At 73.2% G+C, this 26707-nt stretch carries 20 protein-coding genes; 7 read left to right on the top strand and 13 right to left on the bottom strand.

What is annotated here, in order from left to right:
• Window positions 1-177: 177 nt before the first annotated feature.
• Both L3X23_RS10880 and L3X23_RS10885 read left to right on the top strand, forming a co-directional pair.
• Window positions 178-3231 carry a DEAD/DEAH box helicase gene (locus tag L3X23_RS10880; protein ID WP_237192099.1) on the top strand — a complete coding sequence of 1018 codons (3054 nt, stop codon included), beginning with the start codon at window positions 178-180 and terminating at the stop codon, window positions 3229-3231.
• On the top strand, window positions 3224-4036 hold the full coding sequence (locus L3X23_RS10885; RefSeq protein WP_237192101.1) for an SWIM zinc finger family protein: 813 nt from the start codon (window positions 3224-3226) through the stop codon (window positions 4034-4036). The genes L3X23_RS10880 and L3X23_RS10885 overlap by 8 nt, the downstream gene beginning before the upstream one ends.
• Window positions 4037-4104: 68 nt before the next feature.
• On the opposite strand, the gene L3X23_RS10890 is transcribed toward L3X23_RS10885, so the two are convergent.
• From L3X23_RS10890 to uvrA, 5 genes are all read right to left on the bottom strand, one after another.
• Complete coding sequence (locus L3X23_RS10890; RefSeq protein WP_093078327.1) at window positions 4105-5007, bottom strand: ABC transporter permease; 903 nt, start codon at window positions 5005-5007, stop codon at window positions 4105-4107.
• Window positions 5007-5846: an ABC transporter permease gene (locus L3X23_RS10895; protein ID WP_093078330.1), complete on the bottom strand. Its 840-nt coding sequence runs from the start codon at window positions 5844-5846 to the stop codon at window positions 5007-5009. Before L3X23_RS10895 ends, L3X23_RS10890 begins: the two co-directional genes overlap by 1 nt.
• On the bottom strand, window positions 5846-6694 hold the full coding sequence (locus tag L3X23_RS10900) for an ABC transporter ATP-binding protein (RefSeq protein ID WP_237192103.1): 849 nt from the start codon (window positions 6692-6694) through the stop codon (window positions 5846-5848). The genes L3X23_RS10895 and L3X23_RS10900 overlap by 1 nt, the downstream gene beginning before the upstream one ends.
• A gap of 43 nt (window positions 6695-6737) precedes the next feature.
• On the bottom strand, window positions 6738-7862 hold the full coding sequence (locus L3X23_RS10905) for an ABC transporter substrate-binding protein (RefSeq protein ID WP_237192105.1): 1125 nt from the start codon (window positions 7860-7862) through the stop codon (window positions 6738-6740).
• Window positions 7863-8091: 229 nt separating this feature from the next.
• A complete protein-coding gene (gene uvrA, locus L3X23_RS10910) occupies window positions 8092-11007 on the bottom strand; it encodes an excinuclease ABC subunit UvrA (protein ID WP_237192107.1) in 2916 nt (971 codons plus the stop codon).
• A 412-nt stretch (window positions 11008-11419) separates the two neighbouring features.
• Between uvrA and L3X23_RS10915 the strand changes: the two genes are divergently transcribed.
• Window positions 11420-12094, top strand: a complete 675-nt coding sequence (locus L3X23_RS10915; RefSeq protein ID WP_237192109.1) for an MBL fold metallo-hydrolase — start codon at window positions 11420-11422, stop codon at window positions 12092-12094.
• A gap of 10 nt (window positions 12095-12104) precedes the next feature.
• Here the strand turns inward: L3X23_RS10915 and L3X23_RS10920 are convergent, their stop codons facing one another.
• Window positions 12105-12365, bottom strand: a complete 261-nt coding sequence (locus L3X23_RS10920; protein ID WP_143029956.1) for a hypothetical protein — start codon at window positions 12363-12365, stop codon at window positions 12105-12107.
• 17 nt (window positions 12366-12382) lie between these two features.
• Window positions 12383-12655 (bottom strand): hypothetical protein, encoded by a 273-nt coding sequence (locus tag L3X23_RS10925; RefSeq protein ID WP_237192111.1) that lies wholly within the window; start codon window positions 12653-12655, stop codon window positions 12383-12385.
• A gap of 391 nt (window positions 12656-13046) precedes the next feature.
• Here L3X23_RS10925 and L3X23_RS10930 point away from each other — a divergent pair, with 391 nt between their 5' ends.
• Entirely contained in the window at window positions 13047-14282 is a 1236-nt protein-coding gene (locus L3X23_RS10930; RefSeq protein WP_237192112.1) for an LCP family protein, read from the top strand.
• A 160-nt stretch (window positions 14283-14442) separates the two neighbouring features.
• Here L3X23_RS10930 and L3X23_RS10935 read toward each other — a convergent pair whose 3' ends face one another.
• A complete protein-coding gene (locus L3X23_RS10935; RefSeq protein ID WP_237192113.1) occupies window positions 14443-14631 on the bottom strand; it encodes a hypothetical protein in 189 nt (62 codons plus the stop codon).
• 192 nt (window positions 14632-14823) lie between these two features.
• On the opposite strand from L3X23_RS10935, the gene L3X23_RS10940 reads away from it, so the two are divergent.
• Window positions 14824-16863 carry a S9 family peptidase gene (locus L3X23_RS10940; RefSeq protein WP_237192114.1) on the top strand — a complete coding sequence of 680 codons (2040 nt, stop codon included), beginning with the start codon at window positions 14824-14826 and terminating at the stop codon, window positions 16861-16863.
• Window positions 16864-16920: 57 nt separating this feature from the next.
• On the opposite strand, the gene L3X23_RS10945 is transcribed toward L3X23_RS10940, so the two are convergent.
• A complete protein-coding gene (locus tag L3X23_RS10945) occupies window positions 16921-18381 on the bottom strand; it encodes an MFS transporter (RefSeq protein ID WP_237192115.1) in 1461 nt (486 codons plus the stop codon).
• Window positions 18382-18405: 24 nt separating this feature from the next.
• Window positions 18406-19269, bottom strand: coding sequence for an MOSC domain-containing protein (locus L3X23_RS10950; protein ID WP_237192116.1), 864 nt, complete (start codon window positions 19267-19269; stop codon window positions 18406-18408).
• 101 nt (window positions 19270-19370) lie between these two features.
• On the opposite strand from L3X23_RS10950, the gene L3X23_RS10955 reads away from it, so the two are divergent.
• Entirely contained in the window at window positions 19371-19745 is a 375-nt protein-coding gene (locus tag L3X23_RS10955; protein WP_093078363.1) for an FKBP-type peptidyl-prolyl cis-trans isomerase, read from the top strand.
• 176 nt (window positions 19746-19921) lie between these two features.
• On the opposite strand, the gene L3X23_RS10960 is transcribed toward L3X23_RS10955, so the two are convergent.
• From L3X23_RS10960 to L3X23_RS10970, 3 genes are all read right to left on the bottom strand, one after another.
• Complete coding sequence (locus L3X23_RS10960; protein ID WP_237192117.1) at window positions 19922-20899, bottom strand: TerC family protein; 978 nt, start codon at window positions 20897-20899, stop codon at window positions 19922-19924.
• 1 nt (window position 20900) lies between these two features.
• Window positions 20901-22007 (bottom strand): TerC family protein, encoded by a 1107-nt coding sequence (locus L3X23_RS10965; RefSeq protein ID WP_237192118.1) that lies wholly within the window; start codon window positions 22005-22007, stop codon window positions 20901-20903.
• A 241-nt stretch (window positions 22008-22248) separates the two neighbouring features.
• Window positions 22249-23787, bottom strand: a complete 1539-nt coding sequence (locus L3X23_RS10970; protein ID WP_237192119.1) for a metallophosphoesterase — start codon at window positions 23785-23787, stop codon at window positions 22249-22251.
• 158 nt (window positions 23788-23945) lie between these two features.
• On the opposite strand from L3X23_RS10970, the gene L3X23_RS10975 reads away from it, so the two are divergent.
• On the top strand, window positions 23946-26702 hold the full coding sequence (locus L3X23_RS10975; RefSeq protein ID WP_374204832.1) for an alpha/beta fold hydrolase: 2757 nt from the start codon (window positions 23946-23948) through the stop codon (window positions 26700-26702).
• Window positions 26703-26707: the final 5 nt, after the last annotated feature.

Raw genomic sequence — 26707 nt, forward strand, 5'->3', positions numbered from 1 at the left:
TCCCGCGCCCACGCTCCTGTCACGCCCGCACCAGCGATCATTCCGAACGTGACACCAGCGCTGCCGCCACCGCGCTTCCGTGACACTCACCAGAGAGATCGCTCCGCGCGGGGTGGAGCGAGCTGGCGCGGAGCGGGCCGGCGCGGAAGTGTCGGGGGGTCCTCGTAGCCTGGGCGCGTGTTGGTCGTCCACGCGTTCTGGTCCCCCGGTCGGGGTGCCGTGCTGTGGGCCGAGGACGGGCAGCGGCCCGCCACTACCGCGCGTCGGTCGCTGCGCTCGGCGCGACCACATCCCTTCGCCGCACCCGCGTCCCAGCTCGCGGGGATCCACCCGGGCAAGCAGACGTCGGTGAACCTCCTCCTGCCCTCGCGCTCCGGCGGGCCGCTGGACTCCCCGGAGCTGGTGCGCGCCAAGCCTTCCGGGCGCCGGTCGGCCGAGCTCACGCTGCTGCCCTGGTCGGTCCCGGGCGTCGTCGTCGACCCCGCGGAGCTGGACGATCCGGCGGAGGACGTGCGGTACGGGCGGTCCGTCGCCCACCTGCGGGCGCTGCGCGAGTTCGCGGACGACCTCGTGACCCGGGGCCGCGTCCTGCCCACGCTGCGGCCCGGTCCGGAGGCACGGTGGCGGCCCGTCGTCCAGGGGCTCGACGCGGTGGCCCGCCGGTCGCTCGTCGAGGCGCTGCCACCGGTGGGGCGTGCCGAGCAGCGCCGCGCGGGGGACGTGGCGGGCCATGCGCCGGACCTGCTGGTGGACGACGCGCTGGCGGTGTTCGTCGACGCGGCGGTCCGGGAGCGGCTCGGCCGGGCGTCCGAGATCGTCTCCCTGGTCCCGCCACGCACCGGCCGCGCCCCGAAGTCGACGCCCGCCACCGAGGCCTGGCTGGCCGCGCTCGGCGCGGCCGACCCGCGTTTCGAGGCGCCGGAGCGCGAGCTGGCCACGCTGGCGGCCGCGCTCGAGCCGTGGGACGCGGTCACCACCGAGGAGACCGGCCCGGCGCGCGCCACGTTCCGGCTCGCCGAGATCGACACGCTGCACGATCCCGCGGACCCCGGGGACGATCCGCTGGACCAGACCGGGGACGGCACGCGCTGGGTCCTGGAGTTCCAGCTCCAGTCGACCGAGGACCCGAGCCTGATCGTGCCCGCGGAGGACGTGTGGGCGGGCCGGGCCGACCGTCTGATCACCTCGGCCCAGGAGCTGCTGCTCGCCGAGCTGGGCCGCGCCGCGCTGGTCTTTCCCGGGCTGACCCCCGCCCTGCGCAGCGCCCGCCCCGAGGAGCTGGATCTCGACATCGAGGAGACCCACCGGTTCCTCACCGAGGACGCCGCGCGGCTGCTCGCCGCCGGGTTCGGGGTCCAGCTGCCCGCCGGGTGGAACGGCCGGAAACCGCTGGGGCTCAAGCTGTCCGTGTCCTCCCCCGGCGCACCCGGCGTCGTCACGCGCGGCGGGTTGGGCCGCGAGGAGCTCGCGCGGTTCCGCTGGACGATGGCCGCGGGGGACGAGGAGCTCGACGAGGAGGAGATCGCCGCGCTGGTGGCCGCCAAGGCCAAGCTGGTGCGGATCCGCGGCCAGTGGGTGTCGGTGGACCAACAGGCCCTCGCCCGCGGCCTGGAGTTCCTGCGCACGCAGAGCACGCGCCGGGCACACACCGTCGCCGAGACGCTGGGCATCGCGCAGGGCAGGCTGGACACGCCGCTGCCGGTCACCGCCGTCACGGCCGAGGGCTGGGTCGGGGACCTGTTGCGCGGCACCGCGGACCGCACCCTCGAGCCCCTCGATCCGCCGGAGTCGTTCCGCGCGACCCTGCGGCCGTACCAGAAGCGCGGCCTGTCCTGGCTGTCCTTCCTCGCGAACCTCGGTCTCGGGGCCTGCCTCGCGGACGACATGGGCCTGGGCAAGACGATCCAGCTCCTGGCCCTGGAGGCACGCGAACGCGGCGGCGAGCGGCGCGGCCCCACCCTGATCCTCTGCCCGATGTCCCTGGTCGGGACCTGGCAGCGGGAGGCGGCCCGCTTCGCCCCCGAGCTCCGGGTCCACGCGCACCACGGCGCGGGGCGGGCCAAGGGCGAGCGGCTGGCGGAGGTCCTGGCGGACACCGACATCGTCGTCACCACCTACGGCACGGCGGCGCGGGACGTCGAGGACCTGGAGTCGCACGCCTGGCACCGCCTGGTGCTGGACGAGGCACAGGCGATCAAGAACGCGCACGCCGCGCCGTCGAAGGCGGCCCGCCGGATCGTCGCGGGCCACCGCATCGCCCTCACCGGCACGCCCATGGAGAACCGGCTGGCCGAGCTGTGGTCGGTGATGGACTTCCTCAACCCCGGCATGCTCGGCACCCCGGAGGCGTTCCGCAGGCGCTTCGCCGTGCCGATCGAGCGGCACGGGAGCCCCGAGGCCGCGGAGACCTTGCGCGCCATGACCCGCCCGTACCTGCTGCGCCGGCTCAAGACCGATCCGACCGTCATCGACGACCTGCCCGAGAAGATCGAGATCCGGCAGGAGTACCGGCTCACCCGCGAGCAGGCCTCGCTCTACCGCACGATCGTCGACGACATGATGGAGAAGATCGAGGACAGCCAGGGGATCCAGCGCCGGGGCAACGTCCTCGCGGCCATGACCAAGCTCAAGCAGGTCTGCAACCACCCCGCCCACCTGCTGCACGACGGCTCGCCCCTCGGCAGGCGCTCGGGCAAGGTCGCCCGGCTCGAGGAGCTCCTGGGCGAGATCCTCGCCGAGGGCGACAAGGTGCTGCTGTTCTCCCAGTTCACCGAGTTCGCCGCGATGCTGGTGCCGCACCTGTCCGCCCGGTTCGACCAGGAGATCCTGCACCTGCACGGCGGCACCCCCAAGAAGCAGCGGGACGCGATGGTGGAGCGCTTCCAGTCCGCGGACGGGCCGTCGGTGTTCCTGCTGTCGCTCAAGGCGGGCGGTACCGGGCTCACGCTCACCGCCGCCAACCACGTCATCCACGTCGACCGGTGGTGGAACCCGGCCGTGGAGGACCAGGCGACCGACCGGGCGTTCCGGATCGGCCAGCAGCGGAACGTCCAGGTGCGGAAGTTCGTCTGCCCGGGCACCGTCGAGGAGCGGGTGGACGCCCTGATCGAGTCGAAGAAGGCGTTGTCGGACATGGTGATCAGCGACGGCGAGGGGTGGCTCACCGAGCTGTCCACGAGCGAGCTGCGGACCGTGTTCGCCCTGGGCGCGGAGGCGGTGGGAGATGAGTGACCAGCCCTTCTGGGCCGAGGAGGACCACCTTAAGCGCCGGATCGCCGTCGAGAACGGGGTCCGGGCGGACGGGGTGGCCCGCAGCTGGTGGTCGAGGCGCTTCGTCGCCGTGCTGGAGGAGATCGGCGTCGGCGGTCGGATGGCGCGCGGCAAGACCTACGCCCGGGCGGGCCAGATCGTGTCCTGCGAGATCGACGCCGGGTCCGTCGTCGCGCTCGTGCAGGGCACCCGGCCCACGCCGTACAAGGTGCGGATCGGGGTCCCGGCCTGGGGCAAGGCGGAGTGGGCCCGCGCGGAGCAGGCCCTGGCGGAGGACGCCTGGTATGCCGCCGCGCTGCTGGCGGGCGGGATGCCGCCGGAGATCGAGGAGGTGTTCGCCGGCGTCGGGCTGAGCCTGTTCCCCGCCACGCAGCGAGACCTCACGATGGACTGCACCTGCCCGGACGCGACGGTGCCGTGCAAGCACCTGGCCGCGGTGTTCTACCTGCTCGCGGAGCGGTTCGACGCGGATCCCTTCGAGGTGCTGGCCCTGCGCGGCCGCGACCGCGAGACCCTGCTGGCCAACCTGCGGCGCCGCCGCGGGTCGGGCTCGGCGCTCGAACCCGTCGTCGAGCAGCAGGCGGCGCCACTCGGTGAGCTGCTGCACGCGTTCTTCGAGTCCCCCGAGATCGATCTCGGCAGGCTCGTCCCGGCGAGCCCGGAGCCCGGCGCCCTCCTGGACCAGGTCCCCGACCTGGTGATCACGGTGCGGAGACGCCAGGTACGCGCCCTGCTCCGCCCCGCGTACCGACAGTTCCCGCTCTGACCCACCGCATCACGGAGCCACAACTGTCGTTGTCGGGCCCCGACACGACAGTTGTGGCTCCCTGATGCTCAGCCTGCGCTGACGCCCGCGTTCGGGCCCCACCGGCTCAGGACCCAGGCCTCGAAGACCGTCGCCACCTCGTACAGCACGATGCTCGCGACGACCGAGAGCGTCACGATCGTCCAGACGCCGCCGTAGTTGCCCGCCCCGCGGTAGCCGGACAGCACGCCGCCCATCCCGCTGAACCCGACGAGCCACTCCGCCAGCATCGCGCCGACGAACGCGCCCGGCACGGAGATCCGCATCGACGCGAGGAACTCGGGCAGGGCGGAGGGGATGCGCACCTTGACGAGCGCGGTCAGTGCCGACCCCCCGTTCACCGCGATCAGGTCCAGGGACTGGGGCGAGGCCGAGTTGAGGCCCACGACCACGTTCACCAGGACCGGGAAGAGCACGACGATCGCCGCGATCACCGCGATGCCCAGCTTCCCCTGCCCGAAGATCAGCAGGAGCAGCGGCGCCATCGCGACGAGCGGCACCGAGCGCAGCAGCATCGCGATCGGCATGAACGCGAACTCCACCGGCTTCCAGAGCACGAACGCGATGGCCACCAGGGTGGCGAGGACCATGCCGGAGGCGAACCCGATCAGGGCGTTGAGCAGGGTGTTCCCCAAGGCGCCGAACGACTCCGCCCGGGCCTGCTCGGCGCTCATCGACGCCGGCCGGATCCCGCGCGGCGGTTCGGCGGAGAACAGGTACTGGAACACGTTGATCGGCGACTTGCCCACGAACGCGGACACGTCGAACACCGTGAGGAGCAGCTGCCACAGCAGGCCGAGCACGATCAGCGCGACGACGATCGTGAGGACCGCGCGCCCCGCCTTCTGCGCGATGGCCCGCGAGGCGGTCCCCCCGCTCACCGTCGCCGACGCCTGGCCGGTCGTCGGGGCGTTCTCCACGACCGCGCTCATCACTTGCCTCCCGCAGGCACGTCGCCTGTCGACGTCCAGGGGGTGACCAGCCGCGCGATCAGCCCGACGAGCACGAACCCGACACCGGAGATGATCCCGCTGACCAGGGCGAGGTACCACAGCTGCGGCGCGTCCGACTGGGTCTGCGCGGCGATGATCGCCCGCCCCAGGGTGGAGTCCCCGCCGCTGCCGAGGTACTCGGCGAGGATCGCGCCCAGGAACGCGGCCGGAGCCGCGATCTTCAGGGCGGCGAACAGCGCGGGCAGCGCGGAGATCAGCTGCACCTTGCGCAGCGACGTCCACGTGCCGCCGCCGTAGGCCTTGATCAGGTCGATGCTGGCGCGCGGCGCCGCCCGCAGCCCGAGCAGCGCCCCGACCGCCGTGGTGAAGAAGCAGCTCAACGCCGCCAGGACGACCGACGCACCGGACGGCCAGTCCCGACCGGCGACGATCACGATCACCGGCCCGATCGCCACCAGCGGGATGCAGTAGGTGACCACCGCGATCTGGTTCGCGAGCGGCTCCAGGGCGGGCACGAGCAGCACGAGGATCGCCAGCACGATCGCGCCGAGGTTGCCCCACAGGTACCCCAGGGCCGCGGAGCCCACGGTGCCCGACGCGTTGTTCAGCGTGGCCGACCACTGCGCGCCGTCGAAGAACTTCGCGACGACGCTCGGCGGCGTCGGGATGGCCCCGCTGCCCTGGTAGAGGGTCAGCGACGCGACCCACCACGCGACGACGATGACGACGACCCCGAGCACCCCACCGACCCAGGGCGGCACGCCGCGCAGACCGGCGAACCGCCGCACCTCCGCGGCGGGCGCCGCGGCGATGGCCATCAGTGCTCCCCGCCGGCACCGCGGCCGAACAGGATCTCCGACAGCCGGTCCACGTAGGCGTGGAACTCCGGGGTCCGCTGCAGCTCGGGCAGCCGCGGCCGCGGCAGGTCGATCTCCACCACCTCCGCGATCCGCCCCGGACGGGGCGACATCACGGCCACCACGTCGGACAGGAAGACCGCCTCGCTGATGCCGTGGGTGACCATCAGCGTGGTCGCCGGGCGCTCGGTCCAGATCCGCAGCAGCTCGACGTTCAGCCGCTGGCGGGTCATGTCGTCCAGCGCGCCGAACGGCTCGTCCAGCAGCATCACGGTGGGTTGCACGGCCAGGCAGCGCGCGATCGCCACGCGCTGCCGCATCCCGCCCGAGAGCTGGGAGGGCTTGGCCTTCTCGAAGCCCTTCAGCCCCACCAGCTCGATGAGGTCGTCCACCAGCCCCGGCTCCGGCGTGATCCCGGCGACCTCGAGGGGCAGCCGGATGTTGCTCGTGACCGACCGCCACGGCAGCAGCGCCGCCTCCTGGAAGGCGATGCCGAGCTCGTGGTCGCGCTGGATCTCCCGGGTGGACCGGCCGTTGATCAGCGCCGTGCCCTCCGTCGGGGTCTCGAGCCCCGCGAGGATCCGCAGGATCGTCGACTTGCCGCACCCGGACGGACCGAGCAGCGAGAGGAACGAGTTCTGCGTGGTCCCGAGGTCCGTGGCGGCCAGCGCCTGCACGGACCGCCTGCCCATGGTGAAGACCTTCTGCAGGCCCTGGATGTTGATCCCCGTGGCGACCCCGGGGGCCGCCGCCGGATCGGTGGTCGAGTACTTCCCCGCCGCCGCCGCCTGCTCGGTCGTCTCCGTCACGCGGTGTCCTCCCTCGCGTCCGCTCGCTGTCCCGGGTACCGCGTCAGGCCTTGATGAGGCTCGGGTCCGCCGAGTAGACCTCGTCCAGCAGCGAGAGGTCGAACAGGTCGGCCGCGGTGATCGAGATGCCGATGTCGCCCAGCGCCTTGATGATCTCGCCCTGCAGGGCGTCGGTGAGGGTGAACAGCCCGTTCGCCTTCGTGTCCGCGCTGACCACGAGCTCGTTCTGCGCCGTCATCTGCTCGGTCTGACCCGGGACGTCCAGCCCCAGGTCCTTGCCGTAGACCTCGGCGGCGAGCCGCGCGGACTCGGCCGGGTTCGCCACCGCGTCGTTCCAGCCCTGGATCTCGGCCTTCAGGAACGCCTTCAGCTTGTCCCGGTCGTTGTCGATGGTCTCCTGCAGCACGGTGAACGTCTCCGCGGTCAGCGGGAGCCCGTTGTCCGCGAAGGGCAGCACGACCGGGGTGAACCCGTCCGCCTTGACGATGAACGGCTCGTTGGTCGTGTAGGCCATGAACCCGTCGACCGACTTCTCCGTCAGCGGGGTCGGCTCGTACTGCACGACGACCTGCTCGACCTGGGACGGGTCGATGCCGTTCGCCTTGAGCAGGCCGGCGAAGATCTGCTGGTTGGTGCCCGCCTGGATGCCCAGGCGCTTGCCGATCAGGTCCTGCACCGTGCGGATCGGCTTGCCCTCCTCGATGGAGAGGATGCAGAAGGGGTTCTTCTGGAACGTGCTGCCGATGATCTTCAGCGGGGCGCCCTGCTCGGTGATGAAGCGGGCGGTGGCGTCCGGCGCCGAGAGGCCGACGTCCACGTTCTTGGCCAGGACCAGCGCGTCCGCGCTGTCCACGGGGCCGGTCACGAGGTCGACCTTCTCGAAGCCCGCCTGGGTGTAGTAGCCCTTCGAGTCGGCCATGTACTCGCCTGCGAACTCGATGTTCTTGATCCAGGACAGCTGGAGGGCGAGCGTGCCGTAGGCGCCGGGAGCGGCCGAGGCGGCGCCCGAGGCGGACGAGCCGCCGCTGGAGCTGCCACCGCCGCAGGCGGCGAGGGCGACCCCCGCGGCACCGACGCCCAGGCCGAGGCCTGCCAGGCGGAAGAAGCCCCGCCGGTCGTGGATCGGGCCCGAGGGGCGCTGGTTCGGCGGCGGGACGAGCAGCGTCATGTGTGCGTTCTCCTACGACGTACGGGTGGCGTCCGGGGCCGGACGGTCAGGCTCGGCATGATGTCCCCCGACGCGCCGACCCGCAGAATCTAGGAAAAGGCGGCATCAGTGCGGTTTCAGAAATGTTACGCCGGTGATGCCGAACGGTCGCGCTTCCGCATACCCCCGGCCGACGCTCACACAGCGCCAGCCGACGGGAACGGTGAGTGAGACCGCCCGTCGGCCCGGGTCACACCGCGGCCTTGCGCCGCCGCGGAGCCTTCCTGCGCGCCGCCGGTGCGGGCGTGACGAGATCGGCGAGGAACCTCCCGGTGTAGCTCTCGGGGACCGCGGCGACCTGCTCCGGGGTGCCCTGCGCGACGACCGTGCCACCGCCGGACCCGCCCTCCGGACCCATGTCGATCACCCAGTCCGAAGTCTTGATCACGTCCAGGTTGTGCTCGATGACCACGACGGTGTTGCCCTTCTCCACCAGGCCGTTGATCACCAGCAGCAGCTTGCGGATGTCCTCGAAGTGCAGGCCCGTGGTCGGCTCGTCGAGGATGTAGATCGTGCGCCCGTTGGACCGCTTCTGCAGCTCCGACGCCAGCTTGACGCGCTGCGCCTCGCCGCCGGACAACGTCGGGGCGGGCTGGCCGAGCCGCACGTAGCCGAGCCCGACGTCCACCAGGGTGGTCAGGTACCGGCTGATCGAGGTGATCGGCGCGAAGAACTCCGCGGCCTCCTCGATCGGCATGTCCAGCACGTCCGCCACGGTCTTGCCCTTGTAGTGGACCTCGAGGGTCTCCCGGTTGTAGCGGGCGCCCTTGCAGACCTCGCACGGGACGTAGACGTCCGGCAGGAAGTTCATCTCGATCTTGATCGTGCCGTCTCCGGAGCACGCCTCGCAGCGCCCGCCCTTGACGTTGAACGAGAAGCGGCCCTGCTGGTAGCCGCGGACCTTGGCCTCGGTCGTGGCCGCGAACAGAGTGCGGATCTTGTCCCAGACGCCGGTGTAGGTGGCCGGGTTGGACCGCGGGGTGCGGCCGATCGGGCTCTGGTCCACCCGCACGAGCTTGTCCAGCTGGTCGACCCCCGTGATCCGGGTGTGCCGGCCCGGCACCTGGCGGGCGCCGTTCAGCTTGTTGGCGAGCACCGTGGCCAGGATGTCGTTGATCAGCGTCGACTTGCCGGAGCCGGACACGCCGGTGATCGACACGAGGCCGCCCAGCGGGATGTCCACGTCGATCCCGCGCAGGTTGTGCTCGCGGGCCCCCACGATCGTCAGCGTGCGGGCCGGGTCCAGCGTGCGCCGCACGTCCGGCACCGGGATGCTCCGCCGCCCGGACAGGTACGCGCCGGTCAGCGACGTGTCGTGGGACTCCAGCTCCGCCACCGGCCCGGAGTGCACCACCAGGCCGCCGTGCTCGCCCGCGCCGGGCCCGATGTCCACCGCCCAGTCCGACGCCCGGATGGTGTCCTCGTCGTGCTCGACGACGATCAGCGTGTTGCCCAGCTCCTTGAGCCGGGTCAGCGTGTCGATCAGCCGCCGGTTGTCCCGCTGGTGCAGGCCGATGGACGGCTCGTCCAGCACGTAGAGCACGCCGACCAGGCCGGACCCGATCTGCGTGGCCAGCCGGATGCGCTGGGCCTCGCCGCCGGACAGGGTGCCCGCCGCGCGGTCGAGCGAGAGGTAGTCCAGCCCGACGTCCAGCAGGAAGCCGAGCCGGGCCTGCACCTCCTTGAGCACCCGGCCCGCGATCATGGACTGGCGCTCGTTGAGCTCCATGCCGTTGAGGAACACCGAGCACTCGGCGACCGACATCGCGGAGACGTCCGCGATCGACCGCTCCCCCAACGTGACGGCCAGGACCTCCGGCTTGAGCCGCGCGCCCTTGCACGCGGGGCACGGCACGTCCCGCATGTAGCCCTCGTACCGCTCCCGCTGCGACTCGGACTCGGTCTGCTCCATCCGCCGCTCGAGGAACGGGATCACGCCCTCGAAGTTGGCGTAGTAGGCGCGCTCGCGCCCGTAGCGGTTGCGGTAGCGCACGTGCACCTGGTCCTCGGACCCGTGCAGCACGGCCTTCTGCGCCTCCGCGGGCAGCATGCGCCACGGGGTGTCCATCGAGAACCCGATCGCCTTCGACAGCCCGGTGAGCAGCCTGCCGAAGTACTCCGCGGTGTGCCCGTTGTTCCAGGGCGCGACCGCCCCCTCGCCCAGCGACATCTCCGGGTCCGGCACGACGAGCTCGGGGTCGACCTCCTTCTTGATGCCGATGCCCGAGCAGGTGGGGCACGCGCCGTAGGGCGAGTTGAAGGAGAAGGTGCGGGGCTCCAGGTCGTCCAGCGTGAGCGGGTGCCCGTTCGGGCAGGCCATCCGCTCGGAGAACTTGCGCTCGCGGTGCGGGTCCGCCTCGTCCAGGTCCACGAAGTCCAGCACGACGATGCCGTCCGCGAGGCGCAGCGCCGTCTCCACCGAGTCGGTCAGCCGCTGCTTGGCGCTCGCCTTGACCGCCAGGCGGTCGACGATCACCGAGATGTCGTGCTTCTCCTGCTTCTTCAGCTTCGGCGGGTCGGAGAGCTGGTGCACGGTGCCGTCCACCAGCACGCGCGAGTAGCCCTGCGACTGCAGGCTGGTGAACAGGTCGACGAACTCGCCCTTGCGGGTGCGGACCACGGGCGCCAGCACCTGGAAGCGGCTGCCCTCCGCCATCTCCAGCACCTGGTCGACGATCTGCTGCGGGGTCTGCTTCTCGATGATCTCGCCGCAGACCGGGCAGTGCGGGACGCCCGCCCGCGCGTAGAGCAGACGGAGGTAGTCGTAGACCTCGGTGATCGTGCCGACCGTGGACCGCGGGTTGCGGTTCGTGGACTTCTGGTCGATCGAGACCGCCGGGGACAGGCCCTCGATGAAGTCGACGTCCGGCTTGTCCATCTGCCCGAGGAACTGGCGGGCGTAGGCCGAGAGCGACTCCACGTAGCGCCGCTGGCCCTCCGCGAAGATCGTGTCGAACGCCAGGCTCGACTTCCCGGACCCGGACAGACCGGTGAACACGATCATGCTGTCCCGCGGCAGGTCGAGGTCCACCCCGCGCAGGTTGTGCTCACGCGCGCCACGGACGACGAGTCGCGGAGCCTCGTACGGGGTGCGGGCGGATGCCACTTCGGGGGCCTCCTCGGAGAACGGACGGATGCGCTGTCGATGCTAAGCGGGGGCACCGACAGAAACCGTCGGGAACGGTGTCTCGACAGACGGCGTCGGCGGATGGGCCACCCCGCGCGCCGGATGCCCCGCGCCGAGGGTCGGAAACCCCGACATACGAGTCCTGCAACGCACCGGGACCCCTCCGTCTTCCACTCTCGCACGCATGTTCGACCGCGAGGTCCCCGGGGTCCGGATAGGGTGTGTCTCCCACTCCGGCGCCGCCGGGCCCGGTGATCCACGGCGCCGCCGGCAAGGCAGCCGGGCCGCCCTCATACCGGGCGTATTCGGGCGGTCCCGCAACGCCGCCGGCGGCGACGTGGGCGCCGGGAGCGGTGGCGGCGGAGTGGGAGACACGCCCTAAGGTGCCCGCGTGGACGTCCTCGACGAGTACAGCGGGCACACCGACCCCGGCGGCCCGGCCCTCCGCCGCGCGCTCGGCCCGCTCACGGTGAACAAGGTGTCGGTCGGGCCGATGGACAACAACGCCTACCTGCTGGTCTGCACGGCCACCCGCGAGGCGCTGCTCATCGACGCGGCCAACGAGCCGGAGCGGATCGCGGACCTGGTCGGCTCGGCGGACGACCGCCCCGAGCTGCGGCACCTGGTCACCACGCACCGGCACAAGGACCACTGGGAGGCGCTCGGCGCGGTCGCCGGGATGTTCCAGACCCGCCAGATCGCCCACCCGGAGGACGCGGGCGAGCTCCCGATCCCGATGGACGAGCTCGTCGGCCAGGGGGACGTCGTCGAGTTCGGCGAGATCCAGCTGGAGGTCATCCACCTCCGCGGCCACACGCCCGGGTCGATCGCGCTGCTCTACCGCGGTCCGGACCGCCCGCACCTGTTCACCGGAGACTCGCTGTTCCCCGGCGGACACGGCCGCACCCAGACCGTGGCTGACCACGTCCAGCTGATGGACGACCTGGAGTCCCGCGTGTTCGCCGAGCTCCCGGACGACACGTGGTTCTACCCCGGCCACGGTGACGACTCGACCCTCGGCGAGCAGCGCCCCCACCTCGCCGAATGGCGCGAGCGCGGCTGGTGACCCGGGGGTCTCAGTCCAGGTCGACGGCCTGGGCGGGGACGACCGGCTCGAGGTCCGTGGGCGGGGTCCAGCCCTCGCCCACGGCGGCCTGCTCCGCGACGCGGCGGCGCTGCCGCTCGCTGGGCCGCTCCGGGCCCCCGGAGGGCGCGACGGCGGCGTTCACGGTGGGCAGGGCGCGCAGGCGCGGGGACAGCGCCGCCCCGCGGGTCGGACGCGGCACCGGGTGGCGCGTCGACCGCGTGGCGGGCAGCAGGACACCCCCTGGTCTCATGACGTCGAGGGTACGGCTCAGGCGCCGAACAGGCGAGGAAGTTCCGTGCTCAGCCGCAGGTAGGAGACCACGCCCCAGGCCACGAGCAGGATGAACAGCAGGCTCGCGACCGAGACCAGGACGTAGGTCACCGCGCGCAGCACCCGCAGTGCGGTGCCGTCGCCGACCGGCACGGCCCGTTGTCCGCGCGGCGGGGTGTGCGCGGGGCCCGACCGCGGCGCAGGCGCCCACCCCTGCCGCGCGGCCTGCTCCCCCACCGTGGCCGGGGCGCCCGCCCGCGGAAAGGGCACGGGCGGCGAGGATGGCTTCGGGACGGCCCGGAACCCGCCGCTGGTGCTCGTCGACGCCCTGTGCGTGCTCACCCGTCGCATCCCCCTACCCCGATCCGTGCGTGCGGGCATCAGTCTGGTAGGCGCAGCGACCGTTGGTTACTCCGCGGGAGCGTGTTCACCCGAACGGGTTTGCCCGCGGGCGGGCACGGCCCCGAGCGGCCCCGAGTAGCGCCGAGCGGAGCCGACCGGGGTCTGCGGTGCGGACGCCGCTGCTGCTCCGGACGGGTGGTCGGCGGGGCGGCAGGACGCGAATCGTCGTAAGGTCCGCACACACCAGACTCCTCCGGTCGGGTCGCACCGTCGGGATCAGGAACCGGGATCCACGGTGCACCCGCCCCTGAGAGGACAGATGGACCGATCCCGCGTCCGCCGCGTCGCGTCGACCCTCGGCCGCTCCGCCGTCGCGCTCCTGGCCGCAGGCGTCCTCGCCGGCACCGGCTACGTCTGGTCGCTGACCCGCACGCTGGACGACGACCGCACCACCAGCGACGTCCTCGCCACGCGACCGGCCGACCCCACCCCGCAGCCCCGGCGCAGCTACACCGCCCTGTTGGTCGGCATGGACAGCCGCACGGACGCCCACGGCGACCCGCTGCCCCCGGAGCTGCTGGCCCGCATCCACGCGGGCGACGACGCGGGCGAGCTGCACACCGACACGATCATGCTGGTCCGGGTGCCCGCCGATGCGGGCGCGCCGGTGGTCTCGGTGTCCTTCCCCCGGGACTCGTACGTGGAGCTCGCGGACGGCAGCGGGCGCCACAAGATCAATTCGGCGTACGGGCGCGCCTACCGGGCCGCGGAGACCCGGCTGCGGGCGCAGGGCGTGGCCGGTGCCGAGCTGGACCGGGCCGGGCGCGAGGCGGGGCGGGCGGCGCTGGTGGCGACCGTCGAGCAGGTCTCGGGGGTGACCGTCGACCACTACGCCGAGGTGAACCTGGCCGGGTTCGTCGAGCTGACCGACACCCTAGGCGGGGTGCCGGTGTGCCTGAACGCCCCGGTGGACGACCGGGCCTACTCCGGCGTCGACCTGCCCGCGGGCCCGCAGACCGTGACCGGGGACAGCGCGCTCGCGTTCGTCCGCCAGCGCCACGGACTCGACGGCGGGGACCTCGACCGGGTCACCCGCCAGCAGGCCTACCTCGCCGGGCTGACCCACCAGGTGCTCAGCACCGGCACGCTCACCGACCCGGCGCAGGTGTCCGCCCTGATCGGCGTGATCACCCGCTACGTGGTGCTCGACACCGGATGGGACCTGCAGCAGCTGGTCGGGCAGCTCGGCACGGTGGCGGGTGGGGACGTCGTGTTCCGCACCATCCCCACCCTGCGGCCGGACCTGCGCACCCCTGCGGACGGCGTGGCCGTCGAGGTCGACGACGCGGCCGTGCGCCAGTTCACCCACACCGTCCTGTACTCCGACGCGCGGGCGGGTGAGACGAGCGCGCCGACCACGCCGGACCCGTCGCGGATCCGCGCGAGCGGACCCACCGAGACCACCGCCCCGGCGCCCACGACGACGGCCCAGCCCGCCGACCCGTGGACGAACCGGCCGGTGCTCGACGCCGCCGGGGTGCCCTGCGTGAACTAGTGCCCCGTGCGAGAAGGTTGGTGCCGGAATCGGTGGTCCAGCCGCTCGCGGGCAAGGCCGCCGGTCCGCAGGCCGTACCGGGCGTACTGCGCGGGCCGGCAACGCCGCCCGCGTGCGGCTGGGCCGCCGAGTTCGGTGCCGAACCTTTTCGCACGGGGCACTAGCTCGACTGGGGCGCCGTGATGGCGTCCGCCTTGGCGCGGATCCGCTCGGCGGGCCAGGTGGCCACCTCCCGCAGCTGCTCGGCCACCGCGATCTCGACCGCGGCGTGCACCGCCGCGGGCGACACGAGCGGGTCCACCGAGCGGGCGGCCGCGAGGGCCCGCCCGGACAACGGCACGTTGATCATCCTTCACACCTCCGTTGGTGGGGATGTGTGGGCAACGGATCGGTGGCCCCGCGGCGACGGGTCGTGGGGCGGGTGGTGGCGGCGGTGGGACGAGCGGACGCCGATTCCTCCGCCCGGGTGACACGTGGGTGCGTCCGCCCGCTCGGCGCCGTCCCGCGATCGGGTCCGGCGCGCCTGCGGCAGACTGCGCGCGTGAGCACGGACAGCTTCCCCCGCCTGCACGCCCGCACCCGCCGTTTCACCCTCGGCGCACCGCGCGGGGCCACCGTCTCCCCCGACGGCGGCCGGGTCGCGTTCCTGCGCAGCGGCTCCGGCACCGACCCGGTGACCTGCCTGTGGTCCTACGAGGTCGCGACGGCGGAGGAGCGGCTCGTCGTCGACCCCCACGAGCTGGACGCAGGCAAGGGAGGAGACGAGGACCTCCCCGCCGAGGAGCGGGCCCGCCGCGAACGCGCCCGCGAGCAGGCGGGCGGGATCGTCTCCTACGCCACGGACCGCGCGCTGACCCGCGCCGTGTTCCCGCTGTCCGGCAGGCTGTTCCTCGCCGACTTCGCCGGGGGCCTCGCGCCGCGGCTGATCGAGACCGAGGGCGCGGTCGTCGACCCGCGGCTGGACCCCACCGGGGAGCGGATCGCCTATGTGGCGGGCGGCGCGCTGCAGGTCCACGAGATCGACACGGGCCGCACCACCACCGTGGCCGCGGAGCCCGGGGTCACCCACGGTCTGGCGGACTTCGCCGCGGCCGAGGAGATGGGCCGGATGCGCGGGTACTGGTGGTCGCCGTCGGGCGAGCAGCTCGCCGTCGCGCGGGTGGACGAGTCGCCCGTGCGGACGTGGTGGATCAGCGACCCGGCGCATCCGGACCGCGAGCCCACAAAGGTCGCCTACCCCGCCGCGGGGACCCCGAACGCCGCCGTCACGCTCGAGATCGTGGGGCTCGACGGGACCCGCACCCCCGTCCCGTTCGCCGACGAGTACCTGGTCGACGTCGTGTGGGACGCCCACGGCCTGATGATCCAGACCCAGCCGCGGGACCAGAAGGCCCTGCGGACCGTCGCCGTCGACCCGGCCACCGGCGCCACGACCCCGCTCGACGAGCGCACCGACCCGGTCTGGGTGGAGATCGTCCCGGGCGTGCCCGCGCGGACCGACGACGGGCGCCTCGTGCAGGTCGACGACGCGCGCAGGCTCCTCGTCGCGGGCAAGCCGGTGACGCCGCCGTCGCTCCTGGTCCGGGCCGTGCTCGGGGTGGACGACGCCGTGCTGTTCACCGCCTCGGAGGAGCCCACGTCCACCGCGGTGTGGAGCTGGTCCGCGGACGGTCTGGAGCGCCTGTCCCCCGCCACCGGGCTGCACTCCGGCACCCGGGCGGGCGGCACGCTCGTGCTGAGCTCCACCGACCTCACCACCCCCACCCGGACGACGGTGGCGGGCAGGCCGCTGACCTCGCACGCGATCGTCCCGGAGCTGGAGCCGCGGATCACCCTGCACCGCCTGGGCTCCCGCGAGCTCGCCACCGCGCTGCTGCTGCCGAGCTGGTGGGAGCCCGGCACCCCGCTGCCGGTGCTGATGGACCCCTACGGCGGCCCGCACGCCCAGCGCGTGGTCCAGGCCAGGGGCGCCCACCTGACCAGCCAGTGGTTCGCCGAGCAGGGCTTCGCGGTGGTGGTGGTCGACGGGCGGGGCACGCCGGGGCGCGGGCCGGAGTTCGAGCGGGCGGTGCACCTCGACCTGGCCCAGCCCGTGCTCGACGACCAGGTCGAGGCGCTGCAGGCGCTGGCCGTCGAGCACCCGGACCTCGATCTGGACCGGGTCGGCATCCGCGGCTGGTCCTTCGGCGGCTACCTGGCGGCGCTCGCCGTGCTGCGCCGCCCGGACGTCTTCCACGCCGCCGTGGCGGGCGCCCCGGTCACGGACTGGGCGCTCTACGACACCCACTACACCGAGCGGTACCTGGGGCTGCCTCCGTCGGCGGCGTACGACCGGTCCTCACTGTTCCCCGACGCGGCGGCCGAGGGCACCCACCGCCCGCTGATGCTGATCCACGGCCTCGCGGACGACAACGTGGTCGCGGCGCACACGCTCCAGCTGTCGAGCGCCCTGCTGGCCGCGGGCCGGGCGCACGAGGTGCTGCCGCTCTCCGGCGTCACGCACATGACACCCCAGGAGGTCGTCGCGGAGAACCTGCTGCTCCTGCAGGTGGACTTCCTCAAGCGGGCGCTGGGGGCCTGATCCACGTCTGAGGAGCGGGGCGGTCGATCTCCGACCGCCCCGCTCCCGACGGGTGGATCAGTCGTGCGAGACGTGGTGCTCGCTCGGCTCGGGGACGGTGCCGCCGCCCTCGTGGCGCAGGTCGACGACCGCGACGGCGAGCGCGACGGCCGTCGTCAGCACCGCGAGGCCCAGTGCCCCCGCGATCGCGGCCGGGTAGGACCTCCCGGCCGCGGCCAGGACGCCGTAGAACACGCCCGCGACGAGCGCGGTCCCGATCGCCGCGCCGACCCGCTGGCCGGTCTGCAGCGCGCCGCCCGCCGAGCCCGCCATGCGGACCGGGACGTTCCGCAGCGTCATGGTGACGTTCGGCGAGATCACGAACCCGCCGCCGATCCCGCCGACCAGCAGCGCGGGCGCCACGCACAGCCCGGCGACGTCCCCGGGCACGAGCAGCAGGATCACCGCCGCGGCCGCGATCCCGAGGGTGACCAGCGACAGCCCGAACACGGTGAGCCTGCGCCCGTAGCGCTCGACGAGCCTGCCCGCCACGACCGCGGACACCGCCGACCCGACCGCGAACGCCGTGACCGAGAGCCCCGACTGCAGCGGCGTGTACCCGAGCCCGCTCTGGAAGAACTGCGCGAACACGATCCACACGCCCGAGAAGCCGGTGAAGTAGACCATCCCGATCAAGGCACCGCAGGCGTAGCCGGAGGTCTCGGTGATCAGCCGCAGGTCCAGCAGCGGCTCCCGCCGTCGCTGCAGCTCCCGGCGCTCCCACCAGAGGAACGCCCCGGCCAGCACCGCGCCGATCGGGAACAGCCACCAGTACCGCGCCACTCCCCCGGACTCGGCCTGGACCAGCGGGAACAGCAGCGCGAGGACCGCCGTCCCGAGCAGCGCCGCGCCCGTCCAGTCGATGGGCTTGCGGTCCCCGCCGGTGCCGACCTTCGGGACCAGCCGCGCCGCCAGGACCACGGCGAGGACGCCGATCGGGACGTTGACGTAGAAGATCCAGCGCCAGCCGTCGGGCTCCCCGAACGCGGCCAGCAGCAGGCCGCCGACGATCGGGCCCGCGGCCGTCGAGATCCCCACGGTGGCCCCGAAGAACCCGAAGGCCCGGCCGCGCTCGGCGCCGCGGAACAGGTTCTGGATGAGCCCGGAGTTCTGCGGGGCCAGACAGCCCGCCGCCAGCCCCTGCAACAACCGCGCCACGACCAGCGGCCCGATCGTCGGGGCGGCCCCGCACGCGGCGCTGAACAGCACGAACGCGGTCAGCGAGATCAAGAACATCCGACGGCGGCCGAACGCGTCCCCGAGGCGGCCCGCCGGGACGAGCGCCAGCCCGAAGGTCAGCGCGTAGCCCGACACGACCCACTGCGCGCCCGCCGGGTTCGTCCCGAGGCCCTGCTGGATCGAGGGCAGAGCCACGGACACGATGCTGACGTCGAGCAGGGTCATGAACCCCGCCGCGAGGGTGACGCTCAACGCCCGCCAGCGGCGGGGGTCGGGGGTGTAGGTCTCGGTGCTCGTCATCGCACGAGGCAACCTACCGCCGGCTCAGGTCAGCCGCTCCCCCACGCGCACCGTCCCCGCGGCGTCGACGTCGGCGTAGGCGCCCGCGCACGCCCACGTGCCGAGGCCGGGGATCGCGCGGCGGTTGGTCCTCGCGATGGTGCGCAGCGTGTTCCGGTCCTCGGGGACGCCGGGCTGGGCGAGCGTCGTCATCACGCAGCGCATGGTCGGCATGGTCACGGTGATCCGCGCGTCCGCCGCGGCGAGCGTGCGCCCCACCCACTCGTCCTCGACGAACCCGGGCTCGGTGCCGGTGTCCAGCAGCAGGTTGGGCCGGTAGCGGCGCAGGTCGAACACGGACTCGGGGGCCGCCGCGGACAGCGCGGCGAGGGTCGAGGTCGTCATCAGGTGCAGGACGCCGAGGTCGAGGAAGGAGTCCGACGGCGTCAGCCCCGCCGTGGCGATCCGGCTGACGGCCTCGCCGTCGCTGTGCTCCACGGTGGTGTCGTCGATGAACCTCTGCGGTGCCAGGCCCTCGATCTGCGGCCACTGCTCCTCGAACTCCGCGCCCGCCACCGGGTCGGCGGACAGCACGACCCGCCGTCCGAGCAGGTCGGACAGGGCGGCGTCCAGCGCCTCGCCGGACTCGAGCACCCGGCCGTCCGGCAGCGTGACGGCGACCGGCGGCGGGGGTCCGTCCGGGGTGGGGTCACCGAGGAAGGCGGCCGAGCACCCGAGCAGCGCCCCCCACTTGCGCGGGTACTTCGCGCTGGCGACGGTGCCGTCCTCGGCGTCCACGACGGCGTAGGCGCGGTCGCCGCGCGCCCCGCCCGGGAGCAACGCGAGCGACTCGACCTCCTCGCCCTGCATCGACTTGACCGGGAAGCGGTGGAGGGATCGGATCTGCATGACCCTCCCTACCCCGTCGGTGCGGGGGCGCGCCACGTCCAGACGGTCGGGTCTGGCAGGGTGGGCGGCCGACCGCAGGACGAACTCCAGGAGGACCCGCCGTGGCCCCGCAGAAGCCCGACGTCGACCCGATCGACGGCCCCGCCCCCACCGACCTCGAGATCACCGACATCACCGTCGGCGACGGCCCGGAGGCGAAGGCGGGCAACCGGATCTCCGTGCACTACGTCGGGGTCGCGCACTCCACCGGCGAGGAGTTCGACGCCTCCTACAACCGCGGCCAGACCCTGGACTTCGGGCTCGGCGCCGGCCAGGTCATCCAGGGCTGGGACCAGGGCGTGCAGGGCATGAAGGTCGGCGGCCGCCGGCGCATCGTGATCCCGCCGCACCTGGGTTACGGCGACCGCGGCGCGGGCGGCGTGATCAAGGGCGGCGAGACGCTGATCTTCGTGGTGGACCTCGTCGCCGTACGGTGAGGCTCGTCCTCGTCTCCGACACCCGTCTCCCGGTGCGGGCGAAGGACCTGCCCGCCCGGCTGTGGGAGGCCGCCGAGGCGTGCGACCTGGTGGTCCACGCGGGTGACTGAACCCCGGCTGGACCTGCACCACCTGTGAGCGGCGATCGTCGCCCTGGCGACGATCGCCGCTCACGGCTACTTCTCGCTCGTCAGCTTCCCGCCGGTCTTCGCCAGGCTGGCCACCGTCGCCACCGCGATCGCGGCCGCGATGACGACGAGCGAGAGCCACGTCGGGATCTCCGGGACCCACAGCACGGGCTCCCCGCCGTTGATGAACGGCAGCTCGTTGACGTGCAGCGCGTGGAAGATGAGCTTCACGCCGATGAAGGCCAGGATGAACGCCAGCCCCTGCGCGAGGTAGACCAGCCGCTCCAGCACCCCGCCGAGCAGGAAGTACAGCTGGCGCAGGCCCATCAGGGCGAAGGCGTTCGCCGTGAAGACGATGTACGCCTCCTCGGTGAGGCCGTAGATGGCCGGGATCGAGTCGACGGCGAAGATCAGGTCCACGAAGCCGATGGCGACGACCGTGACGAACAGCGGCGTGACCCAGCGCTTGCCGCCCTCCTTCACCGTCAGCCGGTCCCCGCGGAAGTCGTCCGTCACGTTGAACACGCGCCGCGACCAGCGGGTGATGGCGTTGTCGCCCGGGTCCGCGCCGTCGTCGTGCTGGAGCTGGCGCCAGGCCAGCACCAGCAGCAGGGCGCCGAACAGGTAGAAGATCCAGGAGAAGTTCTCGATCAGCGCCGCGCCCACCGCGATGAACCCGCCGCGCATGACCAGCGCGATCACGATGCCGATCAGCAGCACCTTCTGCTGGTAGGCCTTCGGCACCGCGAACCCGCTCATGACCAGCAGGAACACGAACAGGTTGTCCACCGAGAGGGCCTTCTCGGTGAGGTACCCGGCGAAGTACTCGCCGCCGAAGTTCCAGCCGCTGACCAGCCCGATCCCGACGCCGAACACCACGGCCAGGCCGATGTAGAAGGCCGACCACAGGGCGGACTCCCGCATCGTCGGCTCGTGCGGGGTGCGGACGTGCGCGACGAACTCGAAGACGAAGAACGCGATCGTCACGCCGATGGTGACGAGCCAGACCCAGAAGGGGATGTCCATCTCAGCCCCCGTGCCGGGCGTCGAGGGCGGCCTGGCGCGCGTCGACCTCGCGGTCGTGCCGGTCCATCTCGGCGGCCTCGGCCGCGTCGTGCGCGACGGGGACGCTGACGGTCCCGCCGTGGCCCTCGGCGAGCGCCGGGTTGCGCCGCACCGCCAGCAGGCTGACGACCGTGGTGATCGCGAGCACCGCGACGATCACCGTGAGGGACAGCGCGATGCCGACCTCGGGCACCGGGATGGGCTCGCCGCCGTTGAGGAAGGGCAGCTCGTTCTCGTGCAGCGCGTGCAGCACCAGCTTCACGCCGATGAACGCGAGGATCACGGCGAGGCCGTAGGACAGGTAGATCAGCTTCTTGAGCAGCCCGCCGAGCAGGAAGTACAGCTGGCGCAGCCCCATCAGGGCGAAGGCGTTCGCCGTGAAGACGAGGTAGGGCTCCTGGGTGAGCCCGAAGATGGCCGGGATCGAGTCCAGCGCGAAGAGCAGGTCGGTGAGCCCGATCGCGATCATCACGATCAGCATGGGGGTGACCCAGCGCTTGCCGTCGAGCTTCACGGTGGTGCGGGAGCCGTGGTACTCGTCGGTGACGGGGAAGAGCCTGCGCACCCAGCCGACGACGCGGGGCTCGGACCACTCCTCCTCCTCCTCGCCGCCCATGCCCTGGCGGACCATGTTGACCGCGGTGTAGATCAAGAACGCGGCGAACAGGTAGAAGATCCAGCTCAGGGCGTTGATCGCGGCGGCGCCGACGGCGATGAACGCGCCGCGCAGGACGAGCGCGATCACGATGCCCACCAACAGCACCCGGTGCTGGTGGATGGCGGGCACGGCGAAGCTGGACATGATCAGGACGAAGACGAACAGGTTGTCCACCGAGAGCGAGTACTCGGTGATGTACCCGGCGAAGAACTCGCCTGCGAACTGTCCGCCCGCGAAGTACCAGATGCCGAGGCCGAAGAGCACGGCGAGCGCGACGTAGAAGAGCACCCAGCGGGTGGCTTCCTTGATCGTCACCGCGTGGGGCTTGTGGTCGACCAGGAACAGGTCGGCCAGGATGACGGCGAGGAGGCCACCGATGGTGGCGATCCACAACCAGACGGGCACGTTCACGACGAGGGCTCCAGGGTTCTCGAGGGCAGCATGGAACTGCCCCGAGGTCTCTCCCCTCCGCGACTGCGGATCAGTGGCGCCGGTTTCCGGGTCCGCCTGATTGTCGATCCCGGGCGGCGGGCCCTTCCGCGTGCTGACGACGCCACCGCGAGCGGGATACTCCCCTGCGGTGCCCGTCCAGTCTGCCCGGTACTGATCGACCTGCGCCACCCGGGGTGACCGAACCCACCTGCTGACCAGGTCAGACGGGTGTCCAGAGGGCGGGCACCGGGCGCGCGAGGTCCACGCGGTCGATCTCCTCGCCGCCGTCGGTGACCGCGTGCACGGCCATCGTGGCCGTGCCGCCCGGTGTGCCGGGCGTGACCTCGACCCGCAGGAACGCGTAGCCCCGGTAGCGGACCCGCGACCAGGTGACGGACTCGTCCTCCCCGCCGTGCACCCGGCTGCGGATCTCCCGGTCCTCCCCGGGGGTGCCGCGGTGGCGGTCGCCCGCGTCGTCGAGCCAGCCGTTGCTGTTGCGCCCGCCCGAGCCGACGCACAGGTAGGTCGTGCCGTCGGTCTCGGGCCGCACGGTCTCCCCGTCCGGGGCGGCGCGGGTCGCCCGGCCGCCGCGGATCGGGTCCGTGCGCTCGTACTGGTGGTTGTGGCCTTGTACGGCAAGGTCCACGCGGAAGCGGTCCAACAGCGGGGTCAGGGCCTCGCGCACCCCGCCGTCCGAGGCGTGGGCCTCGCTGGTGGAGTAGGCGCAGTGGTGGAAGAACACCACGACGAAGGTGATCGCCGGATCGGCCCGCAGCGCGGACAGCGTCCCCTCCAGCCAGCGCACCTGGGCGCCGTCGCTGTAGCCCGCGTTGTCGTCGATCTCGGCGGAGAGGTCGTTGGCGTCGACGCTCACGACCCCGACGCAGCCGTGGGTGAACACGTAGACCGACGGGCAGCCCGACGGGCCCGTGGTCGGCAGGGCGAGCCGGGCGGCGTGGCCGCCGTAGCCGTGGCCCGCGTCGCCGTCGTCGTAGCTCGGCTCCATGTCGTGGTTGCCGGTGGCGAACATCCAGGGCGTCTGCGCGGCGCTGCGCTCGACGGCGGCGAAGTAGGCGGTCCACAGCCCCGGGTCGAACGAGCCCACGGCCGGGCGGTCGGCGTAGCAGATGTCCCCGGCCAGCAGGTGGAAGGCGGGTCGGGTCTCCGCGACCAGGGCGGTCAACGCGTCGGCGGGCTTGCCGACGTCTCCGCGGTCGCCCGGGTACCGGTTGGCGCCCTCTCCGCCTCCCGTGTTCACGCCCTGGTCGGCGAACGCGGTGAAGACGAACGGGCTGCGGTCGCCCGCGGCCGGGGCGGTGCGGAAGGTGGCGTCGGGCGTGGTGCGGCCGTCCGCCAGCCGGAAGCGGTAGTGGTACTCCGTCCCGGGCGCCAAGCCGGTGGCCGCGGCGTGCGCGAAGTACTGCTCGGAGTGCCCGGAGTTCACGAGGTTGCGGACGTCCACCGGGAGCGTCGCGCCGTACGCCGGGTCCAGCCCCAGCTCGACGGCCACCGCTCCCCCAGGCCGGTCGACCAGCTCCGCGGCGATCGCCATCGTGGTGCGCGGGTCGTCGCCGAAGGCGAGGTGGCGCCCGACGACCCCCACCCGTTCCTGCGCCCGCGCCAGCTGCGCCCAGGGACCCGCGGTCAGGGCCAGCGCGGCCGCCGCGCCGGTCGCCCCGCGCAGCGCCGCGCGCCTGCTGACCGGGCTGCGGCGCAGCAGGGTGCGCCACCGGTCCTGCTCCTCGGGGATCGTCGCCACCCGACGACCCTGCCCGCCGAGCGCCTCGACGCGGTGGACCCGGCCCGGCGCGTCCGGGGGACCGGGCGGTTCGTCCGGAACGTGAGGTGTGTCGCGGCGCTGAGAACCGCCTGAGGCGCGCCGCGCGCACCGTCGGCCTGCCCGAATAGGGTCTCGTCGTGCCCCGTCTCCTCCGCGCCTGCGGCGTGCTCGTCTGCGTCGGCGCGCTGCTGCTCTCGCCGGGCGTGGCGAACGCCGCCACCGGTTCCGGGCCCGCCGTGCGCGAGCAGACGATCGACGTGCGGAGCGGCCCCGGGGCCACCGGCACGATCCCGCTGGACACCACGCTCTACCTGCCCGCCACCACCCCGGCGCCCGCGGTGCTCGTCGCGCACGGCTTCGGCGCGACCAAGCAGTCCGTGGACGCGGACGCCCGCGAGCTCGCCGACCGCGGCTACGTCGTCCTGACCTGGTCGGCGCGCGGGTTCGGGGCCAGCGGCGGGCAGATCGCGCTCGACTCGCCGGACTACGAGGTGGCGGACGCCCAGCAGCTCGTCGACTGGCTTTCGACGCGGCCCGAGGTGCAGCAGGACGGCCCGGGGGACCCGCGGGTCGGCGTCACGGGCGGGTCCTACGGCGGGGCCCTGGCCCTGCTGCTCGCGGGCTACGACCGGCGGATCGACGCGATCGCCCCGGTGATCACCTGGAACGCGCTGGACCAGGCGCTGTTCCCCAACTCCGCCGCGACCGCCGCGCTGCCCGAGGACACCCCGGCCCGCGGCGCCGCCGCCGGCGACGGGGTGTTCAAGAAGGGCTGGGCGGGCACGCTGTTCTCGGTCGGCTCGGGTGGTGCCCGCGGCGGCGGTGCGGATGGTGCGGGTGGTGCGGATGGTGCGGGCACGGCCCCCGATCCGAGCGCACCGCTGGTCTGCGGCCGGTTCGACCCGGCCGTGTGCGCGGCCTTCACCGAGGCCGCCACGACCGGCACCCTCTCCCCCTCGACGCAGGCGCTGCTGGCCCGGTCCTCGCCCGCCTCGGTGACCGACCGGATCACCGCGCCCACCCTGCTCGTCCAGGGCGAGCAGGACACGCTCTTCGGCCTCGACCAGGCGGACGCCAACGCCCGGGAGATCGCCGCGACCGGCACCCCGGTGCAGGTCGAGTGGTACGCGGGCGGGCACGACGGCGGCGCCCCCGGCCCCGAGGTCCGCGACCGCATCGGCGCGTGGTTCGACTTCCACCTGCGCGGCGTCGGCGAGGACCCGGGCACCGCGTTCCGGTACGAGGTCGAGAGCGGCATCCGGGCCGGGCAGAACACGGCCACCACCCGCTCGGTCGTGGCGGACGCCTACCCGACGGACGTCGAGACGCAGGTCGTGGGGCTGGGCGGCGACCCGCAGGTCGTCCTGAACCCGCCCGGCGGGGTCCCGGCCGCGCTCACCTCACTGCCCGGTCTCGGCGGTGCGCTGGGGAGCCTCGGCAGCAGGCTCGCGGCGTTCACCGCGGACCTGCCCGGCCAGTCCGCGACCTTCCGGGCCGAGCCGCTCGCCGCCCAGGTCCTGGTCGCGGGGGCGCCGCGGGTCACGGTCACCGTCGCGCGGGTGCCCGGGCAGGCCGCACCCGCCGAGGCGGTCCTGTTCGCGAAGGTCTTCGAGGACTCCCCCGGCGGCCAGCGGGCGCTGCTGGGCAGCGCCGTCGCGCCCTTCCGGGTGGCGGTCCCGGCGGACGGCACACCGGCGCAGGTCACGGTGACCCTGCCCGGCGTCGTGGCGCCGATCGAGGCGGGCAACACGCTCGTCGTGTCGGTGGGGACGACCGACCAGGGATTCGCCTCGCCCGGCGAGCCCGCGGTCTGGCAGGTCGGGCTGCAGGGCGGGCTGACCGTGCCGGTCGTCCCGGGGCGGGCCGTCACGCCGAACACGGTGCCGCTGTGGCCGGTCGTCGGGATCGCGGTCGTGCTGGCCGCGGCACTGGCGGCCTGGCTCGTGTTCCGGTTCCGCCGCCGCGGCGACACCCCGGCGAGCGAGGGGCTGCCGCTGGAGATCAGCGGTCTCGCGAAGACCTACCGGGGCGGGTTCAGCGCGGTCAAGGACGTGTCGTTCACGGTCCGACCGGGCATGGTGCTCGGCCTGCTCGGGCCCAACGGCGCGGGCAAGACCACCGTCCTGCGGATGCTGATGGGGCTGATCACGCCGTCGAAGGGCTCGATCCGGGCCTTCGGCCAGGAGGTCGGGCCGGGGGCGCCGGTGCTCGCCCGCATCGGCGCGTTCGTGGAGGGACCGGGCTTCCTGCCGCACCTCTCCGGCGCGGACAACCTGCGGCTCTACTGGGCCGCGACCGGCCGCCCCACCGACGAGGCGCACCTCGAGGAGGCGCTGGAGATCGCGGGCCTCGGCGAGTCGGTGCACCGGCGGGTGGGCACCTACTCCCAGGGCATGCGCCAGCGGCTCGCGATCGCCCAGGCCATGCTGGGCCTGCCCGAGCTCCTGGTGCTCGACGAACCCACCAACGGGCTCGACCCGCCCCAGATCCACGCCATGCGCGACCTGCTGCGGCGCTACGCCGAGGGCGGCCGCACGGTGCTCGTCTCCAGCCACCTGCTGGCGGAGGTCGAGCAGACGTGCACGCACGTCGTCGTCATGCACCACGGGCGGGTCGTGGCGGACGGCACCGTCGCGGACATCATCGCGGGCGGCGGGGCGGCCAGCTTCGGCGTCGACGCGCCCGCCCGCGCCGTCGAGGTCCTCACCGCCCTCGACGGGGTGCGGGAGGTCGCCGCGGAGGGCACCACGGTGCACGCCGAACTGAACGGCACGCCCCGCGCGTCCGCGGTCCAGGCGCTGGTCGCGGCCGGGGTGTCGGTGGAGTCGGCCGGTCCGCGCCGCCGGCTCGAGGACGCGTTCCTGCAGCTCGTCGGAGAGGACACCGCTCCGTGAGCGCC

The organism is Pseudonocardia sp. WMMC193, from assembly GCF_021728735.1.
Lineage (GTDB): Bacteria > Actinomycetota > Actinomycetes > Mycobacteriales > Pseudonocardiaceae > Pseudonocardia > Pseudonocardia oroxyli.

Bases quoted from the DNA above. Each gene is read 5' to 3' on its own strand.
- L3X23_RS10945 (WP_237192115.1), bottom strand. From the start codon at position 18,381: ATGACGAGCACCGAGACCTACACCCCCGACCCCCGCCGCTGGCGGGCG.
- L3X23_RS10960 (WP_237192117.1), bottom strand. From the start codon at position 20,899: ATGGACATCCCCTTCTGGGTCTGGCTCGTCACCATCGGCGTGACGATC.
- L3X23_RS10885 (WP_237192101.1), top strand. From the start codon at position 3,224: ATGAGTGACCAGCCCTTCTGGGCCGAGGAGGACCACCTTAAGCGCCGG.
- L3X23_RS10920 (WP_143029956.1), bottom strand. From the start codon at position 12,365: ATGAGACCAGGGGGTGTCCTGCTGCCCGCCACGCGGTCGACGCGCCAC.
- L3X23_RS10905 (WP_237192105.1), bottom strand. From the start codon at position 7,862: ATGACGCTGCTCGTCCCGCCGCCGAACCAGCGCCCCTCGGGCCCGATC.
- L3X23_RS10935 (WP_237192113.1), bottom strand. From the start codon at position 14,631: ATGATCAACGTGCCGTTGTCCGGGCGGGCCCTCGCGGCCGCCCGCTCG.
- L3X23_RS10895 (WP_093078330.1), bottom strand. From the start codon at position 5,846: ATGGCCATCGCCGCGGCGCCCGCCGCGGAGGTGCGGCGGTTCGCCGGT.
- L3X23_RS10930 (WP_237192112.1), top strand. From the start codon at position 13,047: ATGGACCGATCCCGCGTCCGCCGCGTCGCGTCGACCCTCGGCCGCTCC.
- L3X23_RS10890 (WP_093078327.1), bottom strand. From the start codon at position 5,007: ATGAGCGCGGTCGTGGAGAACGCCCCGACGACCGGCCAGGCGTCGGCG.
- L3X23_RS10950 (WP_237192116.1), bottom strand. From the start codon at position 19,269: ATGCAGATCCGATCCCTCCACCGCTTCCCGGTCAAGTCGATGCAGGGC.